The sequence below is a fragment of the Archaeoglobus sp. UBA230 genome (genome assembly GCA_002507545.1).
Classification (GTDB): Archaea; Halobacteriota; Archaeoglobi; order Archaeoglobales; family Archaeoglobaceae; genus Archaeoglobus.
On sequence record DAVR01000049.1, the window covers coordinates 1 to 18589 of the forward strand.

The window sequence follows — 18589 nt, forward strand, 5'->3', positions numbered from 1 at the left end:
GGGTATAACATAATTCAGAAGAATGACGCTGGAAGCGATATTTACAGTTTCACAAAAGGGGATGACTGCTACATCTGGATGAACGTGCGATATCGCTATGAGAAGTGGGTGTACTATCTCGATGATGACCCGATTCTGACGATGGAGCATGTCTTCGTCAAGGACTTCTATCCGGAAACCATAAGAGCCGGAACTACGAAGCCTGCAAGTGCGAGATTAGCAGCGGTGGATAGCTGGGAGTCTAAGGGGAGCTACACGGCAACGAGCTATGACAAAGCGTACTACCTTTTCAACGTTTACGATCTCAACACAGACCACTTCGCCATCGACTGCCTAAAATTCATCGACGCTCTCGTGCTTGCCGGGAAGATAAGCGGTAGAGCTGCAACAGCTGCTGGAGCTATCGGACTCTTTGTAGATGTGGATTTTAAGTATGACAACATTGAAGCATTTGACATAGACTTAGCACTTTACTCATACCCGGGAATAACGCACGAGGTTCGCATGGCTAAAAGTGTAGCCGTTGCGAGCGTTCCAGCTGTTTACTTTGAAGTACGTTAAGTATAATTTTTTAAAATTATTTTTCAAAAGATACTCCAAAAGTAAATTTCCAAGTAGATTGAAGTTTCAGGTTAGGCTGAACTGGGATGTTGAAAGCACTTAATCAATAAAGTATAAAAACACGTGTTGTCACATAACAACATGAATTCAGGGCGGTGAGAGTGTTGGGTAAAGCGATGGCTGTTCTGATCGTGCTTGCAGTTGTTGTAACAGCAGTTTATGCAAAGACCCTGATGGAGAACACAGCAGTGATAGCTGTTGAGAGTCCGTACAAGGCTAAGGTGTACACTTTCGCCCTGTATCCTGATGGATTTAGACAGGTAGGAAAATACGAGGTTGCAGGGGAAAAGAGCTTAGCCTTATACCTTGGCAGTGCAAAGGCGGCGTGGATGAAAGAATACAGTAAAAACGGAAGGTTATCGCAGCCCCTGATACTGCTTGTTGCTATGTCCGAGAAAGGTGTGGATGTGAAGGGTGTCAATCTGGATTGGGACGATTTGAAGGGTAAAGAGGTTAAATTAGAGTTTAGGGAAGATGAAAGTTTGAAGAGGGTAATTTCAAAACTCAGTACACAATTCGAGCAACCTCAACCCCTCGGTGATCTCTACTGGGCGATTGAGGATTCCTACGAATACACGCTGCCCGTCGTTCTGAGCTACGTGAAGCCTGATTCGTCAACATGGGGGACTATGGATTACTTTTATGCAATTAACAAGAAGGTCGGCTTCAGTGTAAATGTATTTATCAGTTCGTGGAGTATTACTGAATACAACATAATCCAGAAATACGATTCTGGGAGTGCAAAAGCATCTTTCACAACAGGGGACGACTATTATATCTGGATGAACGTGCGATATCGCTACGAGAAATGGGTTTACTATCTCGATGATGACCCGATTCTGACGATGGAGCTCATTTTTGTCAAGGATTTCTATCCAAATACGATTACTAAAAGCACCTACAAGCCGTGGAACGCACAGCTACCTGAAATTGACGATTGGGACTACAAGGGAACATATACATCAGCAACATATACCTATCCATATTACGAACTCAGCGTATCGAACTTTGGAACCGATCACTTCGCAATAGACTGCATGAAGTTCATTGACATTCTTAAGACGGTTGGAAAAATAAGTAGTAAAGCAGTAACGGCTGCAACATCCATTGGGTTGTTTACTGATGTTGACTTCAAGTACGACAATGTTGAAGCGTTCTATTTTGGTCTGGCACTGTATTCAGACCCAGGAATAACCCATACCGTAAGATTGGCTGAAAGTGAAGCTGCTACAAGTGCTCCACAGATATACATTAAAAGCTAAAATTTTTTAATTCAATCCCAGATCATCTTTAACACTCACCAGACCTCTTATAGCTACCTCGTAGAGCTTCTCCAACGGCATGTCCAGCCTCTCAATCATTCTAATCCTGTCCCTGTCACATCCAGCGGCAAAGCTCTTTTCCTTGAACTTCTTCTTTACTGTTTTTGGAGTTACTTCGGTTATCTTTCCCTTCTTTACAAGAGCGCAGGCTATAACCAGCCCCGAAACACTGTCGGCTGCCTGCAACGCAATCTCAACTGGCTTCTCGTAATCACCAAAGAGCATGTGGTTGTGCCTTCTGACAACTTCGGCAATTTCATCATCAACCCCTTCCTTCAGCAAAATCTCCGCTCCTACCAATCCATGTTTCTCCATATCTCCCTGAGTCTGTTCGTAATCAATGTCATGCAAAATGCCAACAGTCCACCATTTCTCTTCATCCTCTCCAAGCTCCTTGGCGAGTTCCCTCATTACAGCAGCGGTTGCTATACAGTGTTTTATCAGCTTCTCGTCACTCACATACTTTTTCAGCAATTCAAGGGGTTCCATGGTGGATATAGATTGAGCTGCTTATTTCCTTTTTTGTTGGGAAAGATAGAAGATATTTTAAGACAAACGACCAAAACAAACATCAATCGAGTTGGCAAAACAAAAAACATGCAGGTGCCATGGAGGCGCGTCGCTTCCTGGCACTGCGATGCATGTGGAGTTTGCTGCAGAGTTTACAGACCAAAGTTAACGGCTTACGAGTATCTGAAACTCAGACATACGGGATTGGTTGAGGAGAAGGCAGGAAGGTTTTACATTCGCAAGATTGACGGAAGATGTCCGTTCCAGCATGGTAATCTCTGCTCGCTACAGCATAATCTTAAGCCAATTGCCTGCAAGACCTTTCCTTTTATCGTGAGGAGGAGGGGAGAGGAGAGCGCTGCCTTCGAGCTTAACAATGAGACCTACTTTGTTTACGCCGAGCTTTTCTGCCCAAATTTGTGCATTAAGTCAGATTTAAAACCTACAAGAAATGCTTATGAGCTTGCAAAGGAGGCAGTGATGATTTTCACCGGAAAAAATGACTTTAAACTCCTCACTGCTCAATTAAACCCAGAAACTGCAAAGCTTCTACGACCCCATTACCATTTGGCGATGGTGTGACGAGGTCTGCAAATTCTTTTAACCTCTCATCAGCGTTCGCCACGGCAATTCCGAATCCGGCAACTCTGAACATATCCACATCATTCTCTGAATCTCCAATAACTGCAAAGCTATCTGGCTTTATTCCGAGCTTCTCAGCAACGTAAACAAGAGCCTTTCCCTTACTAACATCAGCATCCGTGATGTGATAGGCAAAGCCCGAGTCTATTATCTTAACCCCTAACCCATCAATAAGCTTCCTTGCTCTTTCAATGTCAAAATTTCTTCGCAGACAAATTTCCGATTTCCTGTATTCAAAGTCAAGCAGTTCCAGATCAAAATGTCTTTCGAGTATTTCAAGAGCCCTCACGCATTTTTCCTTATCCCCAAGCACAATGTCATCTCCGTCATACTCGAATCTCACGACACCACCATTCTCGCAGATCACAACGTCAGAAACGCCAATCAGCTTTGCTGCAGCCCTTGCAAAGCAGGAAATGTTACCGGTAGCGAGAATCACTGGAACCCTCACCTTCCTGAGTGCATCAACGGCTCTGCAGTTCAAAGCTCTCCTTCTGTCGGTCAGAGTACCATCGATATCAACGGCAATCGCTTCAAGTTTGAACATGGTATCTGGTTAGCAGAGAGGTTAAAAACTGTTTTCAAATTTTCTGGTGGGAATAAACGCCCAAAGCTTAAATAGCAAATTGCTTAGCAAAATCCAATGCCGCTCAGAATTGCAGTAGTTGACAGGGATCGCTGCCAGCCGAAAAAGTGCGGACATGAGTGTGTGAAGTACTGTCCCCGTGTCAGGACTGGAGATGAGACTGTGGTCATAAACGATAAGGCGATAATATCTGAAAATCTGTGCGTGGGTTGTGGTATCTGCGTCAAAAAGTGTCCCATGCATGCTCTGTGGATTGTGGGATTGCCCGAAGAGCTGGAGGGCAGAGAGGTTCATAGATACGGCAAAAATGGGTTCGTGCTCTACAACCTGCCCATCCCAAGAAAGGGATACGTTGTCGGCATTCTCGGCCCAAATGGAACGGGTAAAAGTACCGCGATTAAAATTCTTTCAGGACAGCTCAAACCAAATCTTGGCAGGGAAGAGGCGAGCTGGGAGGAAATATTTGAGCGATTTGCAGGAACAGAGTTGTTGGACTACCTGAAGGGACTTAAGGATGGAAAAATTAGGGTCAGCCAGAAGCCACAGTATATAGAAGCCATTCCGAAGGTTTACAGGGGTAAGGGGAGGGAGTTACTTGAGAGGGTTGATGAAAGGGGTTTAATTGATGAAGTGATTGAAAAACTCAAACTCAATGAGGCAGTAAAGAGAGAGGTTAAGGACCTTAGTGGTGGAGAGCTGCAGAGACTGGCTATAGCTGCATGCATCCTCAGGGAAGCGGATTTCTACTTTTTTGATGAGGTGACGAGCTATCTTGATATTTATCAGAGGACTGCTGTCGCGGGGGTGATCAGGGAGCTTGCAAAGGAGAGGACAGTGATGATAGTGGAGCACGATCTGGCGATTCTGGACATGCTCGCAGACTTCGTGCACATCACCTACGGCACTCCGGGTGTTTTCGGCGTTGTTACCAGCGCAAAGGGTGCAAGGGTTGGGATAAACCAGTATCTGAGGGGTTACCTTGCAGAGGAGAACATAAGGATAAGGGATAAACCTATAGAGTTCGAGGTCTTCCAGCCGAGAGAGGGCGAGAGTGATAAGGTTCTTGTCGAATACCCTCCATTCTCGAAGTCCTTTGAGGGATTCAGACTCGATGTCGAGGGTGGGGAAATCTACCAAGGTGAGGTTCTGGGAGTGGTGGGTTCTAATGCTACCGGTAAATCAACCTTTGTCAAGGTTCTGGCGGGCGTCATTGAGGATGATGACAAAAGAGTGAAGCTGGACGTTAAGGTAAGCTACAAGCCCCAATACGTCAAGGCTGATGTGGACATGCAGGTCGGGATGTTCTTGAGGAGGATTAATCCAATGATTGACAGCTCATATTACAAGACAGAATTTCTAAAACCACTGATGCTGGAAGACCTGATGGACAGAAATCTCGATGATCTGAGTGGTGGAGAGCTGCAGAGAGTTGCCATAGTTGCCTGCTTGCTCAGAGATGCTGACCTCTACCTTCTCGACGAACCCTCAGCCCATCTCGATGTTGAGCAGAGAACCGAAGCTTCGAGGGTGATAAGGAGGTTTGCCATCAACACTGGGAAGAGTGTTCTGGTTGTTGATCACGACATCTATCTGGTTGACATGATCAGTGACAGGTTGATGGTTTTCGAGGGTGAGCCGGGAAAGCACGGCATATCGAGGAGACCGAGGAGCATGAGAGAGGGTATGAACCTTTTTCTGTCAAAGCTGGGCATAACCTTCAGGAGGGATGAGGAAACGAAGAGGCCGAGAGTCAACAAGCCAGATTCGAGGCTTGATAGGGAGCAGAAGGCTGCTGGTGAATACTACTACTATTTTCAGTGACTGAATATTCTTAAATATCTCACGTCAGAGGTGACTGGAATGAGGAAAGTAGAACTGTACACCTACGAGGACGCAAGCAAGGACGTTGAGGAGGGAATGATGGAAAGTGAAGCTGCTGTTAAGAAATGGGAGTCAATAGTAATGGCCTTGAGAGAGATAGAAGAAGTTGCACTCCAAATAACACCCTTCTGTGAGAGGTATATGGATTTTGACTGCAACGGTTGCCCGATGCTGAGATTTGATCTGCCATGCACCGAGGCAATCTCCACCTACTCAATATTTTGCGCAGACCTGAAAAAGCTCAGAATGATCGCAGAAAATATGCTATCAATGGTTATAGCCGTCCAGAGATGTGAAGAGCAGAGTAACAGCTTTTTTGTATGAAGTGCAGAATTTGCGGGCAAAAAACTCCATCCAAGAATTTGCCTGTCTGCCCAAACTGCTCCAGAAAAGAGGAGGTTGCTGAGATAGCTGCAGAGCTTCACCGGCCTTTTTCTGATAGAGTTGTAAAGAAGTGCAAACTCTGCAGCAACGAGTGCTCTGGAGTTCCTCTATGTGGAAAACCCGATTATGGCAACCTCTCATACTATGAAGACCCTCTGCCGACAAACTGCTGTAACTCTTGGTTCTGCAGAGGTAGCGAGCTTTATGGGGTTAATCTGGCAGTATTCTACTACGGCTGCAATTTCGACTGCTTATTCTGTCAGAACTGGAGCCACAAGTTTATCGAGAGGGCGAGGAAAGTTGAAATTGGGGAGCTTCTTGGGGCAGTCAGTAGTAGAGTGAGATGCATATGTCACTTTGGTGGCTCTCCCGAACCTCAACTTCCCTTTGCCTTGAAATTCAGCAGAAAAGCCATGGAGAAAAGGGAGGATATCATGATATGCTGGGAGTGGAATGGAGCGGGAAACAAAAGTCTTGCACTGAAAGCCGCTGAATTAAGCTGGAAGTCTGGAGGGACTGTTAAATTCGACCTGAAAGCATGGAACGAAAATCTCCATCTTCTGTTAACCGGAAGAAGCAATGAGAGGGTGAAAGAGAACTTCATCAGGATTGCGGAGAACTATCCTGGTGTGATCTCGGCAACGACATTACTCGTCCCTCACTACATTGATGAAAAAGAGGTTGAGAACATCGCGAGATTCATTTCTTCCCTCAATCCGGAAATCCCCTACAGCCTCCTCGTCTTCCACCCTGACTACAGGCTGAACGACTTGCCAGTCACACCCCTTTCGCAGGTCAAAAAATGCTATGAAGCCGCAAAAAAGCATTTGAAAAGGGTAAACGTGGGAAATCTTCATCTCTTAGGCCTTAATCGATTTTAACAGTTTCAGAACACCATCAAATGTGTATTCTTCCGGGATCAAGGGCTTGAGACCGTAATCTTCAAGAACCTTTGCCGTTGGGGGCCCTATTGCAACAAGCGTTATTTTTCTCAAAGATTCAAGGCACTCATCATCGCAGAGTCCAAGAAAGCTTTGGGCAATCATACTGCTTGAAAATACGATTGCATCATAGAAACCTTCCTTTACTCTATCAATCTCCCTTTTCTGCTCATTTCCCTGCAATTTTTCAATTCTGTAAACCTCCACATCCCTGAAGTCGGATATTTCAGAAAGACTTTTCAGCACATCGCTACCAGCATTGCTCCGTAAAGCTATCACTCTCTTCCCCTTAAGCATCTCGGAAAATTCTTCAAAAAGGGTTTCAGAATCAAATTTTGTCGGTGTTAGCGCATGTATTCCAGCCATTTCGAGTATTTTGGCTGTTTTTTTGCCTATGGCGATAACTCTGCCAAGCTTCACACCCTTTTCAACTACAACCTTAGCCGCGTTCTGACTTGTTATTATTGCAAAATCGTGTTCGGGGACTTCGAATTCATTGTAAGTTAGCTTTACAAAAGGGCAACCATAAGACTCGAAACCCTCCTCTCTTAGCTTTCTTAAAGTATTTTCAAGAAGCTCTGCAGGTCTAAGAATTAAAATTTTCATAAAAGCTCCTCTCGGAGATCGTTGAGGAACGGATACTTCTCTCTCACCTCGTAAACCTCTCCAAGTCGGATGTCACTCATCATGACCTCCTGATAATCTCCTCCCTCGACCAATACCGCTCCCATGGGATCAACGAGCATCGAGTGCCCCCCATAGTCCAGATCGCCCTCAACACAGTTTACACCAGCGACAAACACCTGGTTATCTATTGCTCTCGCCTGCAGCAGCACCCTCCAGTGCTCAATTCTCTCCTTCGGAAATTCGGCAGGAATTGCTATTATCTCCGCACCCATCTTCACGAGTTTTCGGAACAGCTCAGGAAAGCGAAGTTCATAGCAGATCAGAATCCCTATATCCCCTATCGGTGTTTCAAAAACCTCGATTTTGTCTCCAGCCTTAAAGTGTTTTTTCTCGGATGTGAGCGGGAAGAGGTGAGTTTTTCTGTACTTTCCTATGATCTCCCCTCTGTAGATTATTACGGCTGAGTTGTACAGATTGTCCTCTTCTCTCTCAGCGACTCCTGCAATTATTAGGATATCCCTCTGTTTTGAGAGTTTCAGTACGAGGTCGAGTTCCTCTTCAAGCGGTTCAACAGCTTCGTAGTTGTGTTTGTAAAATCCAGTGTTGAAAACTTCGGGAAGGATAACCATGTCTGCCCTTACTTGAAGAGCCCTCTTTATCAGACTCATTCCCTTCATTATGTTCACTTCCCTGTCAGGGAGAATTCTCTGCTGAGCCAATGCAACACGAATCTTTTCAGAGGTAGTCAATTATCTCACCCTCTTTTGTTATTTTCCAACCCTCTTCAGTTCTTTCAATACAGAACCCCCATTCAAGCATTCGAAGGTGGTACTCAAGCTCTTTCTTTGATATTCCAAGCTTTTCAACTATCTCCTCCTCATTCTTGCCCTCAGCGATCATCTTCAGTATGCTCTTTCTTACAGGGTTCGAAACAGCTTTATGATACCTTTCGTGGTATATTCTGCTCTTCTCAATACTCCCACTGAATTCCTCCCACTTTGCCATCTCAGATAAGTTATGGGGGGGTGAAAATTTTAGTTTTTTCGGATTGTTTACAGTAAAGGTTATATTTCAGATATCGAACAAACGTTCGATGACGAACACATGTTCGAAAACACTACAGGAGGAAATAATAAGACTTAAAGAAGAGAAAAATGCTGTAATTCTTGCTCACAACTATCAGATACCAGAGATACAAGAGATAGCAGATTTTATTGGAGATAGTCTTGAACTGGCTATAGAAGCTACTAAGACGAGAGCAGATGTTATCGTGTTCTGTGGAGTTGATTTCATGGCAGAAACGGCAGCAATACTGAATCCAGATAAGAAGGTAATCGTTCCATCAGTTGATGCCAGATGTCCAATGGCCACCCAACTTCCCGCCGAACTCATAAAAGAGTCGAAAGCTAAAGAAACCATTCCATTTGTGATATACGTGAACAGCTATGCCAGTGCCAAGGCCGAGGCAGATATATGCTGCACATCGGCAAATGTCGTAAAAGTCGTAGAGAGGCTTGATTCAGATGTGGTCTTTTTAGGCCCGGATGCAAACCTTGCGTGGTTTGCAGAGGCTAAAACAGGTAAAAGAGTCATACCTGTGCCCAGTGATGGCTTCTGCTGCGTTCATAAGCGATTTAACGTAAAACACATCGAAGAAATGAGAGAAAAGCATCCAGATGCTGTGATAATCGTGCATCCGGAATGCGATCCAGAAGTGCAGCAAAAAGCGGATTACGTCGGTTCAACGAGTCAGATGCTGAAGTTTGCGAAAGAATGCGATTATAACAAAGTAATCGTCGGCACTGAGATTGGGCTGATAGATAGGATGAAGAGGGAGATACCCGACAAGACGTTCATACCTCTCCACGAAGTCGTCTGCAGAAGCATGAAGCTCAACACACTTGAAAGTCTGCTCGACGCTTTGGAATTTGAATTTAACGTTGTTAGACTACCCGAAGATGTATCGGAGAGGGCTGGGAGAGCTATAAAGAAAATGGTGAGAATTCTATGAAAGTAGGCATTATAGGGTGCGGCTCAGTTGGAAGCTTCGTAGCGAGGTGGCTAAACGGTGAGAGCGGGTTTGAGCTTGTTTCAATTTTCGATATCAACCGTGAGAGAGCAATGAGATTGTCTGAAGAGCTGAAGGTAAACGTTGCCAAGGACATAGACGAGTTTCTGAAGAGCAACATGGATGTGGTTGTAGAGGCCGCATCACAGCAAGCAGTTTTAAATTACGCGGAAAGAGTTTTGAAGTCCGGAAAAGATTTAATCATTCTGAGTGTTGGAGCTTTAGCTGAGGATGACTTTTACGATAAAATAAAAGCTTTAGCCGATGAATTGGGAAGAAGAATCTTTATTCCCTCAGGAGCTTTGGCGGGAGTTGATGCAGTAAGAGCTGTGGCAAGCTATATCGAAGAGGTCATTTTGACAACAAGAAAAAACCCATCGAGTTTTGGTGTGGATGGGAAAGGAATTATTTTTGAAGGTGATGCCAGAAAAGCTGCAAAACTTTACCCTAAAAACTTGAATGTAGCAGCAACACTCGGTGTCGTGGCAGGATTCGACAAGGTGAAAGTTGTGGCGATTGCCGAGGAAGTTAGCGAGAATGTTCACGAAATAGTAGTTAGGGGGAAGTTCGGAGAGATCAAAATTGCCGTCAGAAACAGAAAAATGGAAAACAACCCTAAAACGAGTTATCTTGCAGCACTCTCGGTGATAAAAACACTTGAAAACATTAAGGGCAACATCGTGGTGGGATGATTCCTGAGTTCATTATCAAAAAGAAGATTCTGGAATACCTCGAAGAGGACTTGTATTACGGAGACGTGACATGTGTTGAGGGCAGAAACGTTGTAGCCAATATAATCTCGAAAGATGACGGTGTCATAGCTGGTGTAAAGGTTGCAAAAATCGCCTTTGAATCCTTTGGAATCGAGGTTTTTAGTTCCATAAAAGATGGTGACTTAGTCAGTAAGGGTGACGTTGTAATGAGGGTGAAGGGCAATTCTAAGGATATTCTAATGCTCGAGAGAACTGTTCTTAACATTCTGATGAGGATGAGTGGAATAGCGACGGTAACAGCAGAAATGGTTGAGAAGGCGAGAAATGTAAATTCGAATGTTAAAATTGCTGCTACGAGAAAGACAACACCTGGCTTCAGAATTTTCGAAAAAATGGCAGTTGAAATCGGGGGAGGAGATGCGCATCGCTTCGGACTTGGAGACTGCGTTATGGTTAAGGACAATCATATCGCCGTTGTTGGTGATTTGGTCAAAGCGATAAGATTGGCGAAGTCTGCGAGTTTCACGAAAAAAATTGAAGTTGAAGTTAGAAGTGTTGAGGAAGCTTTGATTGCTGCAAAAGAGGGGGTTGATGTAATCATGCTCGACAACTTCAAGCCGTGGGAAATAGAGAAGGTGATAACACTTTTGGAAAAAGAGGGGGTTAGAAAGAAGGTTTTACTGGAGGTTTCAGGTGGAATAACTCCAGAAAACGTCAAAGAGTATGCTAAAACCGGCGTTGATGTGATTTCTACTGGCTACATTACACACTCGGCTAAAGCTCTGGACCTAAGTCTTATTATAACCTGATATTGTGCCAGTTCTTGGAAGATTCTGACACAACACGACCTCCTTTGGATATGCAATTGTTTGTCTCTCCAAGGTCGAGTCTTATTTATACTCAGTGGATTACGAGAGTTGATGAGAAAGAGGATACTCGACATACTGGAGGATTACGACACACAAAATCTGCACATAGGAACCATAGGAAGCCATTCGGCGTTGAACATACTTAGAGGAGCAAAGGATGAGGGTTTCAGGACAATATGCATCTGCAGGGAGAGGGAAAGGACTGTCTACGAGAACTTTGGCGTGGCAGACGAGTTTTTGGTTGTGGAGAACTACGCAGATTTACTTGATGAAAATCTGCAGGAGAATCTTAGGGATAGGAACACAATTCTTATCCCCCACGGCTCATTTAACGCCTACATAGGCAAATTTGACGACCTTCTTTTACCACTCTTCGGAAATCGCGAGCTAATGTTGTGGGAGACTGATAGGGATAAGCAGAGGGAGTGGCTGGAAAGATCGGGAGTGAAGATGCCGAAGAAGTATGACAGTCCGGAAGATATTGAGGGATTGGCCATAGTCAAGTATCCGGGTGCGAAAGGTGGTAAAGGCTACTTTATCGTTTCAGATGCCAGAGAGTTTTATGAGCTATCTGAGAAAATGGTAAAATTGGGTTTGATAAGCCGCGAAGATGTGGAGAAAGCGGAAATACAGCAGTACATTCTCGGTGCGAACATATACTTCTCCTTCTTCTATTCGCCGGTTTATAGCCGAATAGAGCTTATTGCAGTTGACAGAAGATACGAATCTACAGCAGATGCCCTCGGAAAGGTGCCGGCAAAGGAGCAGCTTAAGGCGGATATAAATCCAACCTACACTGTGATTGGGAACTTTCCAGTTGTTTTGAGGGAGAGTCTGCTTGTTCAGGCATTTGAAGCTGCAAATAACATAGTTGAGGTTTCTAAGGAGATTGCATACCCGGGTATGGTTGGAGCATTCTGTATCGAGTCCATTTTTGATGAAAATGCAACTATGTATGTCTTCGAGATATCGGCAAGGATTGTCGCGGGGACAAATGTGGGCGTTCCCGCATCACCTTACTCTTACATTCTTTTCGGCGAGAATATGTACATGGGTCGGAGAATAGCAAGGGAGATCAGACTTGCTGCTGAAAAGGACATGCTCGCAGAGCTTATCTACTAAAGATTTTTAAACTTCGTAATGATTAAAAGGGTATGGAGGAGATAAGGAGGGCTGCGGAAATTATTGCAAAGGCAAAGCATGCAGTTGTTTTTACAGGTGCAGGTATTTCTGCTGAGAGTGGAATTCCAACCTTCAGGGGAGAGGATGGTCTGTGGAAGAAATATGATCCTGAAGAGGTAGCTTCAATCTGGGGATTCAAGAGGAATCCGAGAGCCTTCTGGGAATTTTCCATGGAAATGAAGGACAAGCTCTTTGCAGAACCGAATCCCGCACATTACGCCATCGCTGAGCTTGAGAGGATGGGTATAGTTAAAGCTGTCATAACACAAAATATTGACATGCTCCACCAGAGAGCGGGGAGCAGAAGGGTTTTGGAGTTGCACGGCAGCATGGAAAAGCTCGATTGCTTGGATTGCGGAGAAACTTATGATTGGGGTGAGTTCTTGGAAGACTTCAACAAGGGAGTAATACCTAGGTGCAGAAAATGTAATAGCTGGTACGTTAAGCCCAGAGTGGTCTTGTTCGGTGAGCAACTACCACAGCGAACTCTGCTTACAGCAATGGAGGAATCGAGGAAGTGTGATGTCTTCATTGTCGTTGGTTCAAGCTTGGTGGTTTATCCCGCTGCCGAACTACCCTACATGGCAAAAAGCTCGGGGGCAAAAATGATCATGGTAAATGCGGAACCAACTGTTGCCGACAACATTTTTGATGTGAAAATATACGGGAAAGCTGGCGAGATTCTTCCAAGAATAGTCGAAGAAGTAAAGAGATTTCGGCAAACCTAAACTTTTTCAGCTTTGATTTTGTGAAACAAAGCATCTCAGCCTCAAGAATTGGAAAATTATAAATATCCATCACGACCATTAACTAATATTTAAATTTAAAAAGAGGTGATGCAGGATGGTTGAACTGGACCTGACTCAGATACAGAAAGATATTTTGTATGCGTTGATAACGCTGTATAAAAAGAAGGCTGGCGGATCGGTGAAGGGCGAGGAGATAGCAGAGCTAATCAACAGAAACCCCGGAACCGTAAGGAACCAGATGCAGGCTTTAAGAGCTCTTGGACTTGTTGAGGGCGTTCCCGGCCCTAAGGGGGGTTACAGACCTACTGCTAAGGCATATGAGCTCCTTTCAGTTACAAGACCTGAAGAGGCTGTAAAGGTCCCAGTAATTGTGAACGGAAACGTCATGGAAGAGCTTACTGCCGAGGAAATTGATTTGCCGTCCATATCTAATCCAAAAACCTGTCAGGCAAGGATAAGGTTGATAGGAGATATCAAGAAGATTAGCCCAGGGGACAACGTGGTGGTAGGACCAACACCGGTTAACGAAATGATGGTTTACGGAAAAGTTGTCGGGAGAGATGATACCGAAAATACGATTGTTATTGACATTGAAAAGATCGTAGCTCTTCCAAAGGATACAGTTGGAGAACATATGTCCTCTCCGATAATAACTGCTGATGCTGGAGACAAAGTAATCAATGCCGCAAAAGTGCTTGCCGAAAACGGAATCTACTGCACACCGGTGAAAAAAGACGGTAAATTCGTTGGCATTTTCACTCTCGACCATGTTGCAAAGGCAGTCGCTGAAGGAAAACTCGATGCTAAGGTCGAGGAAGTTATGCGCCCCAAGCTCGTAATGGTCGAGAAGGATACAAAGATCAGAGAGGCAATAAGACTGATGAGGGACGAGAAAGTTAGAATTCTTCTTGTGACCGACAAAGGAGAACCGGTTGGGGTTATCACGGATCAGAAGATACTTACAAGGCTCGCTCCTGAGCAGATAGTTGTCTGATTTTTCCCCAATTTTTTAGAAAAGAATTAATAGTTTGGAATTCTACCTTGGCTATGGAAGTAAAAGATGCCATGGAAAAGGCTTTTGAGCTGGGACAGAAGTATGAGAGGCAGTATACAGGTTGTGCGCAGACTGTAATAGCTGCGATATTTGACACTCTTGGAATCTGGAATGAGGATGTTTTTAAAGCTGCAAGTGGCTTGGCTGATGGGCTTGGGCTTACAGGTGACGGCAGTTGCGGAGCCCTTGTTGGAGCTTCAATGGTCATAAGCTACCTTTTCCCGAGGGAGAGGAAGGATTTTGCAGACGTTTTCAAACCGATGAAAGCCTATTCCCTTGTGAAGCAACTCCATGATAGGTTCGTAGAGGAATATGGAAGTTGCCGCTGTTACGACATTCAGATGAAACTTATGGGCAGAACCTTCAACCTATGGGACCCAGAAGAGATGAAAGAAGCTTTATCTTTCGGAATGATGGATCATTGCTCAAAGGTTGTTGGGAATACGGCAAGGATGGCTGTGGAGATAATTCTGAAAAACAAAAATTAAATAGAATCTATTAATAAATTTACAAGCCTTTCAAGTTCTTCTCTATTCCTTAGCTTAAGCTCTGCTCCTTTTTTCTCTACAAAGTCTGCCACTTTGATCTTTCTTTCGATTTTTCTACCACCAGCCACGATTTCGATTTCGACATAAGGGAATTCGTGCTCCATCTCCACCTTGACGATCCCTGAAGGGGTTCTGTAGGTGAAGTTGTATTCTGCCTCCTCCTCCAAGCTTATTCCAGCAATACTGGTAGGTCTCTTTTCCGAAACTTTCTCCCATCTTTCAGACATTATTCTATCAATTTCTGCTATCAGAAAGTCATCCATCTTTGCGTGTGCAGCAATGCTTTCAATTCCCCTTTTTATTTTATCGAACAGACCCATACTACTAAGGTTTTTGCAAAATTAAAAAGTTTAACTTGAAAAAGATTAGTGGGGGGTTACCCCGTAAATCCTCACCTTCTCAAGCCAAGCTCCTATCTTCGGGAATATTTCGGTTGGAGCTTTTAGTCCAAATGGTAAGTCCACGTGGGCTGTTCCCTGTATTATGTAGTACTCGTCGTACTGATGCGGAGTCTTTGCCTCCATCAAGTCTCTGATTATCTGATCCGCCTCTACAAGACCATCGTATTCTGAGAGCAGGGTTATGAACGGTACCTTAACTTTTTTCATGTTGTGGATGTAGTAATAATATCCATCCCGCCCCGGTTTCGGAGTTGGTGGCTCGATGAGATACCATCTACCTCCGTTCTCGAAATATTCTCTTGCCGTCTTGTGAGTTCCAAAGTCATTGTATTGAGCGAGGGTTGGTGTGTATAGACTATCAACGATGTATCTTGCCATAAAGTCTTCTAAGGCAGGATTGAGATCGTTCGGATTCGTAAAGGTGAGGTCTCTGATGATCTCACTGTATTCTCCATATTTTTCGTTCATCTTGAAAATTAACTCAAAAACCCTGTCCACAGTCAGCACAGTCTTGTACCACAACTTGTCGCTCTTAGCAATATCTTCGACAATTCCTCTGATATCAATGTAAAGCGGTGTGTCGAGCAGCAACCACGTGAGCTTCATGTCTGTAATTTTGGGTAGAGGTGGTATCATTGCGGGATCGAGAGCTATAACACCAATAACCGTCTCTGCTCCCTCGGTCTCTCCATTTCTTTCTCTAACAAGAGAATCATCCGAAACAACCTTTCTGCACCAGGGTTCACCGAAGAGACAGTGGTAAGTCCACTTAAATTTTGCCCCTTGTAAATACACGTAGCTTACAAGCCCTCCCGTGCTGTGCCCTCCAATAACCGGATGCTTCCCTGTTACTTCGTAAACCTTCCTTATAGCAGCCCTTGCATCATACAATGCCCATGTATCGAGGCTCGTTTTTGCTGATCCAACCTGACTTTTCATCTCCTCACTACCTGTCCCCCTGTAGTTTACAAGCCACACGTCATATCCCTGCTTCCACAGGTAGTATGCGAGACTGTAGTAGAGCATAGGGTCTTGCTGTATCCTCTCATCTCCTTTAGCCCATTCAGCCAAATCAGACGGAAGTTCCACGTTGTATAACTCTTTCAGTTCTGGTGGTGTGTGCGTAAGATACTCGTTCATGTTGCACAGGAGTCCGGAAAAAAGTACCACCGGTTGTGCTCCATCATTGATACTCTCTCCTGGAGGGTGGTATCTCAGGAGTTTTATCGTAACGCCATCATCGGTTTTGGCAGTGTAGACATCTCCAAGATACTCAAACGCTGCAGCGCTGGACATCACTAAGGCAATAGCAAGGCATAATACTACAAAGGCTGCATTTTTCTTCATAAATCACGAATAACACCTAAAATTATAAAATTTTCGAAAAATTAATGATAATAATTATCGTAACAAAAATCAGAGTTCTGCCTCAAAGTCCTCGACAGTGTAAGTGAAGTCCTGTCCTCTAATTTTCACAATCTCTCTTGCAAGGAGCCAGTAAACGATTGCCAGTGCTCTCCTTCCTTTGTTGTTTGTCGGAATGACAAGGTCTATGTCAGCACATGAGTTGTTGGTATCACAGAGCGCCACAACCGGAATTCCAACAACCGTCGCCTCACTCACAGCCTGTTTGTCTATAGCCGGATCGTTTACGAAGACAACGTCAGGCTCCCTGTATTCCTTGAGCATCGGATTCGTCAGCGTGCCGGGAATGAAGCGCCCGGTTATGTAATCGCTCCCTACGACTTTCGAGAACATCTGGATTGGCTTGTAAGCATACTGCCTTGCAGCTACGAGCAGAATTTTCGAAGGTTCATACCTTGAGAGAAACTTGGCAGCGACCCTTATTCTTTCATCAAGTTTCCTGATGTCAAGGACGTAGAGTCCATCCTGCCTTACCTTGAAAATAAACCGCCTCATGTCTCCTGTTTTAATCTGCGTCCCTATGTGCACTCCCGCTGCGAGATAGTCGTCTGGAGGTACTAAGTACTCGTATTCTTTTTCCATCATATTACCACCATTCTTGGTTTATCCATCAGTTCTTCAATTCTGATGAGTTCGTTGAGTTTTGAAATTCTCTCCCCTCCAACCACACCAGTCTTTATTAACTTTGCGTTAAAGGCAACTGCAAGATGAGCTAAGCATTCATCTTCCGTTTCTCCGCTCCTGTGACTGACAACGATCTTGTATCCATTATCTTTTGACATTTTGACCGCATTGGCAGTTCCTGTCAGTGTTCCATTCTGATTAGGTTTGATTAAAACTGTATTTGCTGCACCAATCTCAATGCCCTTCGCAATCCTTTTTGGGTTCGTAACGAAAATGTCATCTCCGCAGACCATGCACTTAACCTGTTTCGTCAGCTCTGCAAATCCCTCGAAGTCGTTTTCGTGCAGAGGGTCTTCGATGTAGAGTAGGTTGTATCTATCAGCAAGTTCAGCCATATAGGCTATCTGCTCTTCTGGTGTAAGTTTTCTATCTCTGTAGACATATCTTTCTCCGTCCCATAACTCGGTGGCAGCGACATCAATACCAATCCTAATCTCAATGCCCAGATCATCCTTAACGTTCTGTATGGCTGAACTAAGTATCTCAAAAGCCTGTTCGTCACTTATCTGTGCAGCCCAAGCTCCCTCATCACCTTTAGCGGCAAAAATGCCTCTATTCTTGAACTCTCTTTTCAGCGCCTTATGAACAGCAGTGTTTGCCCTCTGGGCGTCAAAAAAGGTCTTCGCACCGACAGGGATAACCAGAAACTCTTGAATATTCGTCGAACCTTCTGCATGTCTCCCTCCACCGATTACGTTTCCCAAAGGATAAGGCAGCTCTTTGGCAAAAGCTCCACCGATGTAGGCGTAAAGTGGCATTCCAAGGATTTCAGCAGCTGCTTTGGCTGTTGCTGTGCTCGCAGTAATCGCAAAATTTCCACCAATCTTTGAAAAGTTTTCAGTACCGTCAACCTCTCTGAGAGCTTCGTCCACACTTTCTTGATCAAAAATGCTCAAGCCTATAAGAGCCTTCGAAATCTCCTCTTCGATCTCTTCCCATTTATAAGGGTTAACAACGACTGCCTCCTCGCTGCCGGTTGATGCTCCGCTTGGCGCAATTGCCCTCGCTACAACATCTCCCGCTACAATTTCACATTCTACGGTCTCGTTCCCCCTGCTGTCGAAAACGATTCTGTAATGAACGTCCTCTATTATCAAACTACCACCTCAGAAAAGATCGTATCTTTCGAGCCAAACAAACTCATTTCTCCTCCTCCTGACTGTGATTGGGATAACACCCCGCTTAAATTCTTCCATTGCGATATCAAGCGGGTCAACCTTATCGGTCTCGATTAAAACTGGAGCTCCCATTGCAATCTGTAACGCCCTCGCGCCTATAATTCTTGCCTTCTCAAATCTCGTATACTCGAACGGGAATTTCACCTTAATAGCTATCACCCCTCAAGGCGGGAATGGGGCCGCCGAGATTTGAACTCGGGTCAC

General features: G+C 44.6%; 22 protein-coding genes and 1 pseudogene. 13 read left to right on the forward strand and 10 right to left on the reverse strand.

Going from position 1 to position 18589, the window contains the following annotated elements:
* Both BP688_RS13225 and BP688_RS13230 read left to right on the forward strand, forming a co-directional pair.
* Window positions 1-561 (forward strand): annotated as a pseudogene (locus BP688_RS13225) (hypothetical protein); the annotation flags it as partial.
* A gap of 161 nt (window positions 562-722) precedes the next feature.
* A complete protein-coding gene (locus BP688_RS13230; protein ID WP_290624698.1) occupies window positions 723-1883 on the forward strand; it encodes a hypothetical protein in 1161 nt (386 codons plus the stop codon).
* A 6-nt stretch (window positions 1884-1889) separates the two neighbouring features.
* Here the strand turns inward: BP688_RS13230 and BP688_RS13235 are convergent, their stop codons facing one another.
* On the reverse strand, window positions 1890-2432 hold the full coding sequence (locus tag BP688_RS13235; RefSeq protein WP_290597393.1) for an HDIG domain-containing metalloprotein: 543 nt from the start codon (window positions 2430-2432) through the stop codon (window positions 1890-1892).
* A gap of 108 nt (window positions 2433-2540) precedes the next feature.
* On the opposite strand from BP688_RS13235, the gene BP688_RS13240 reads away from it, so the two are divergent.
* Window positions 2541-3035, forward strand: coding sequence for a YkgJ family cysteine cluster protein (locus BP688_RS13240; protein ID WP_290597392.1), 495 nt, complete (start codon window positions 2541-2543; stop codon window positions 3033-3035).
* Here BP688_RS13240 and BP688_RS13245 read toward each other — a convergent pair.
* Window positions 2968-3642, reverse strand: coding sequence for a phosphoglycolate phosphatase (locus tag BP688_RS13245; protein WP_290597391.1), 675 nt, complete (start codon window positions 3640-3642; stop codon window positions 2968-2970). The two genes, BP688_RS13240 and BP688_RS13245, sit on opposite strands and share 68 nt — an antisense overlap.
* 96 nt (window positions 3643-3738) lie before the next feature.
* Here BP688_RS13245 and BP688_RS13250 point away from each other — a divergent pair, with 96 nt between their 5' ends.
* The 3 genes from BP688_RS13250 to BP688_RS13260 are packed head-to-tail and all read left to right on the forward strand — an operon-like array spanning window position 3739 to window position 6827.
* Window positions 3739-5502, forward strand: coding sequence for a ribosome biogenesis/translation initiation ATPase RLI (locus BP688_RS13250; protein ID WP_290623808.1), 1764 nt, complete (start codon window positions 3739-3741; stop codon window positions 5500-5502).
* A 39-nt stretch (window positions 5503-5541) separates the two neighbouring features.
* Window positions 5542-5886, forward strand: a complete 345-nt coding sequence (locus tag BP688_RS13255) for a hypothetical protein (RefSeq protein ID WP_290597389.1) — start codon at window positions 5542-5544, stop codon at window positions 5884-5886.
* On the forward strand, window positions 5883-6827 hold the full coding sequence (locus tag BP688_RS13260) for a radical SAM protein (RefSeq protein ID WP_290597388.1): 945 nt from the start codon (window positions 5883-5885) through the stop codon (window positions 6825-6827). The genes BP688_RS13255 and BP688_RS13260 overlap by 4 nt, the downstream gene beginning before the upstream one ends.
* Here the strand turns inward: BP688_RS13260 and BP688_RS13265 are convergent.
* The 3 genes from BP688_RS13265 to BP688_RS13275 are packed head-to-tail and all read right to left on the reverse strand — an operon-like array spanning window position 6807 to window position 8519.
* A complete protein-coding gene (locus tag BP688_RS13265) occupies window positions 6807-7493 on the reverse strand; it encodes a uroporphyrinogen-III synthase (RefSeq protein WP_290597387.1) in 687 nt (228 codons plus the stop codon). The genes BP688_RS13260 and BP688_RS13265 overlap by 21 nt on opposite strands.
* Entirely contained in the window at window positions 7490-8263 is a 774-nt protein-coding gene (locus BP688_RS13270) for a carbon-nitrogen family hydrolase (RefSeq protein ID WP_290623810.1), read from the reverse strand. The genes BP688_RS13265 and BP688_RS13270 overlap by 4 nt, the downstream gene beginning before the upstream one ends.
* Window positions 8250-8519, reverse strand: coding sequence for a winged helix-turn-helix domain-containing protein (locus tag BP688_RS13275; RefSeq protein WP_290597385.1), 270 nt, complete (start codon window positions 8517-8519; stop codon window positions 8250-8252). Before BP688_RS13275 ends, BP688_RS13270 begins: the two co-directional genes overlap by 14 nt.
* Before the next feature lie 88 nt (window positions 8520-8607).
* On the opposite strand from BP688_RS13275, the gene nadA reads away from it, so the two are divergent.
* The 7 genes from nadA (at window position 8608) to BP688_RS13310 (ending at window position 14637) form a co-directional block, all read left to right on the forward strand.
* Window positions 8608-9525, forward strand: coding sequence for a quinolinate synthase NadA (gene nadA / locus BP688_RS13280; RefSeq protein ID WP_290597384.1), 918 nt, complete (start codon window positions 8608-8610; stop codon window positions 9523-9525).
* Window positions 9522-10274 (forward strand): aspartate dehydrogenase, encoded by a 753-nt coding sequence (nadX, locus tag BP688_RS13285; RefSeq protein ID WP_290623812.1) that lies wholly within the window; start codon window positions 9522-9524, stop codon window positions 10272-10274. Before nadA ends, nadX begins: the two co-directional genes overlap by 4 nt.
* The gene (gene nadC / locus BP688_RS13290) at window positions 10271-11104 is read left to right on the forward strand and encodes a carboxylating nicotinate-nucleotide diphosphorylase (protein WP_290597382.1); all 834 of its coding nucleotides are present in this window, start codon (window positions 10271-10273) and stop codon (window positions 11102-11104) included. Before nadX ends, nadC begins: the two co-directional genes overlap by 4 nt.
* 111 nt (window positions 11105-11215) lie before the next feature.
* Window positions 11216-12286, forward strand: a complete 1071-nt coding sequence (locus BP688_RS13295; protein WP_290623814.1) for a formate--phosphoribosylaminoimidazolecarboxamide ligase — start codon at window positions 11216-11218, stop codon at window positions 12284-12286.
* A gap of 32 nt (window positions 12287-12318) precedes the next feature.
* Window positions 12319-13074, forward strand: a complete 756-nt coding sequence (gene cobB, locus BP688_RS13300; protein WP_290597380.1) for an NAD-dependent protein deacetylase — start codon at window positions 12319-12321, stop codon at window positions 13072-13074.
* 115 nt (window positions 13075-13189) lie between these two features.
* Window positions 13190-14089 carry a CBS domain-containing protein gene (locus BP688_RS13305; protein ID WP_290597379.1) on the forward strand — a complete coding sequence of 300 codons (900 nt, stop codon included), beginning with the start codon at window positions 13190-13192 and terminating at the stop codon, window positions 14087-14089.
* Between the two features lie 53 nt (window positions 14090-14142).
* Window positions 14143-14637, forward strand: a complete 495-nt coding sequence (locus BP688_RS13310; RefSeq protein ID WP_290597378.1) for a C-GCAxxG-C-C family protein — start codon at window positions 14143-14145, stop codon at window positions 14635-14637.
* Here BP688_RS13310 and BP688_RS13315 read toward each other — a convergent pair.
* The 5 genes from BP688_RS13315 to BP688_RS13335 form a co-directional block, all read right to left on the reverse strand.
* Window positions 14634-15017: a hypothetical protein gene (locus BP688_RS13315; protein ID WP_290597377.1), complete on the reverse strand. Its 384-nt coding sequence runs from the start codon at window positions 15015-15017 to the stop codon at window positions 14634-14636. The genes BP688_RS13310 and BP688_RS13315 overlap by 4 nt on opposite strands.
* Before the next feature lie 45 nt (window positions 15018-15062).
* Complete coding sequence (locus tag BP688_RS13320) at window positions 15063-16445, reverse strand: serine aminopeptidase domain-containing protein (protein ID WP_290597376.1); 1383 nt, start codon at window positions 16443-16445, stop codon at window positions 15063-15065.
* Window positions 16446-16514: 69 nt separating this feature from the next.
* Entirely contained in the window at window positions 16515-17108 is a 594-nt protein-coding gene (gene rpsB / locus BP688_RS13325; protein WP_290597375.1) for a 30S ribosomal protein S2, read from the reverse strand.
* Entirely contained in the window at window positions 17105-18304 is a 1200-nt protein-coding gene (eno, locus tag BP688_RS13330; protein WP_290597374.1) for a phosphopyruvate hydratase, read from the reverse strand. The genes rpsB and eno overlap by 4 nt, the downstream gene beginning before the upstream one ends.
* A gap of 9 nt (window positions 18305-18313) precedes the next feature.
* Window positions 18314-18535 (reverse strand): DNA-directed RNA polymerase subunit K, encoded by a 222-nt coding sequence (locus BP688_RS13335; RefSeq protein ID WP_349677343.1) that lies wholly within the window; start codon window positions 18533-18535, stop codon window positions 18314-18316.
* Between the last annotated feature and the right edge of the window lie 54 nt (window positions 18536-18589).

Coding starts and splice junctions, on each gene's coding strand:
- BP688_RS13315 (WP_290597377.1), bottom strand. CDS start 15,017: ATGGGTCTGTTCGATAAAATAAAAAGGGGAATTGAAAGCATTGCTGCA.
- nadX (WP_290623812.1), top strand. CDS start 9,522: ATGAAAGTAGGCATTATAGGGTGCGGCTCAGTTGGAAGCTTCGTAGCG.
- rpsB (WP_290597375.1), bottom strand. CDS start 17,108: ATGATGGAAAAAGAATACGAGTACTTAGTACCTCCAGACGACTATCTC.
- BP688_RS13245 (WP_290597391.1), bottom strand. CDS start 3,642: ATGTTCAAACTTGAAGCGATTGCCGTTGATATCGATGGTACTCTGACC.
- BP688_RS13260 (WP_290597388.1), top strand. CDS start 5,883: ATGAAGTGCAGAATTTGCGGGCAAAAAACTCCATCCAAGAATTTGCCT.
- BP688_RS13320 (WP_290597376.1), bottom strand. CDS start 16,445: ATGAAGAAAAATGCAGCCTTTGTAGTATTATGCCTTGCTATTGCCTTA.
- nadA (WP_290597384.1), top strand. CDS start 8,608: ATGACGAACACATGTTCGAAAACACTACAGGAGGAAATAATAAGACTT.
- BP688_RS13310 (WP_290597378.1), top strand. CDS start 14,143: ATGGAAGTAAAAGATGCCATGGAAAAGGCTTTTGAGCTGGGACAGAAG.
- BP688_RS13265 (WP_290597387.1), bottom strand. CDS start 7,493: ATGAAAATTTTAATTCTTAGACCTGCAGAGCTTCTTGAAAATACTTTA.
- BP688_RS13250 (WP_290623808.1), top strand. CDS start 3,739: ATGCCGCTCAGAATTGCAGTAGTTGACAGGGATCGCTGCCAGCCGAAA.
- BP688_RS13295 (WP_290623814.1), top strand. CDS start 11,216: ATGAGAAAGAGGATACTCGACATACTGGAGGATTACGACACACAAAAT.
- BP688_RS13275 (WP_290597385.1), bottom strand. CDS start 8,519: ATGGCAAAGTGGGAGGAATTCAGTGGGAGTATTGAGAAGAGCAGAATA.
- BP688_RS13255 (WP_290597389.1), top strand. CDS start 5,542: ATGAGGAAAGTAGAACTGTACACCTACGAGGACGCAAGCAAGGACGTT.
- BP688_RS13240 (WP_290597392.1), top strand. CDS start 2,541: ATGCAGGTGCCATGGAGGCGCGTCGCTTCCTGGCACTGCGATGCATGT.
- cobB (WP_290597380.1), top strand. CDS start 12,319: ATGGAGGAGATAAGGAGGGCTGCGGAAATTATTGCAAAGGCAAAGCAT.
- nadC (WP_290597382.1), top strand. CDS start 10,271: ATGATTCCTGAGTTCATTATCAAAAAGAAGATTCTGGAATACCTCGAA.
- BP688_RS13235 (WP_290597393.1), bottom strand. CDS start 2,432: ATGGAACCCCTTGAATTGCTGAAAAAGTATGTGAGTGACGAGAAGCTG.
- BP688_RS13305 (WP_290597379.1), top strand. CDS start 13,190: ATGGTTGAACTGGACCTGACTCAGATACAGAAAGATATTTTGTATGCG.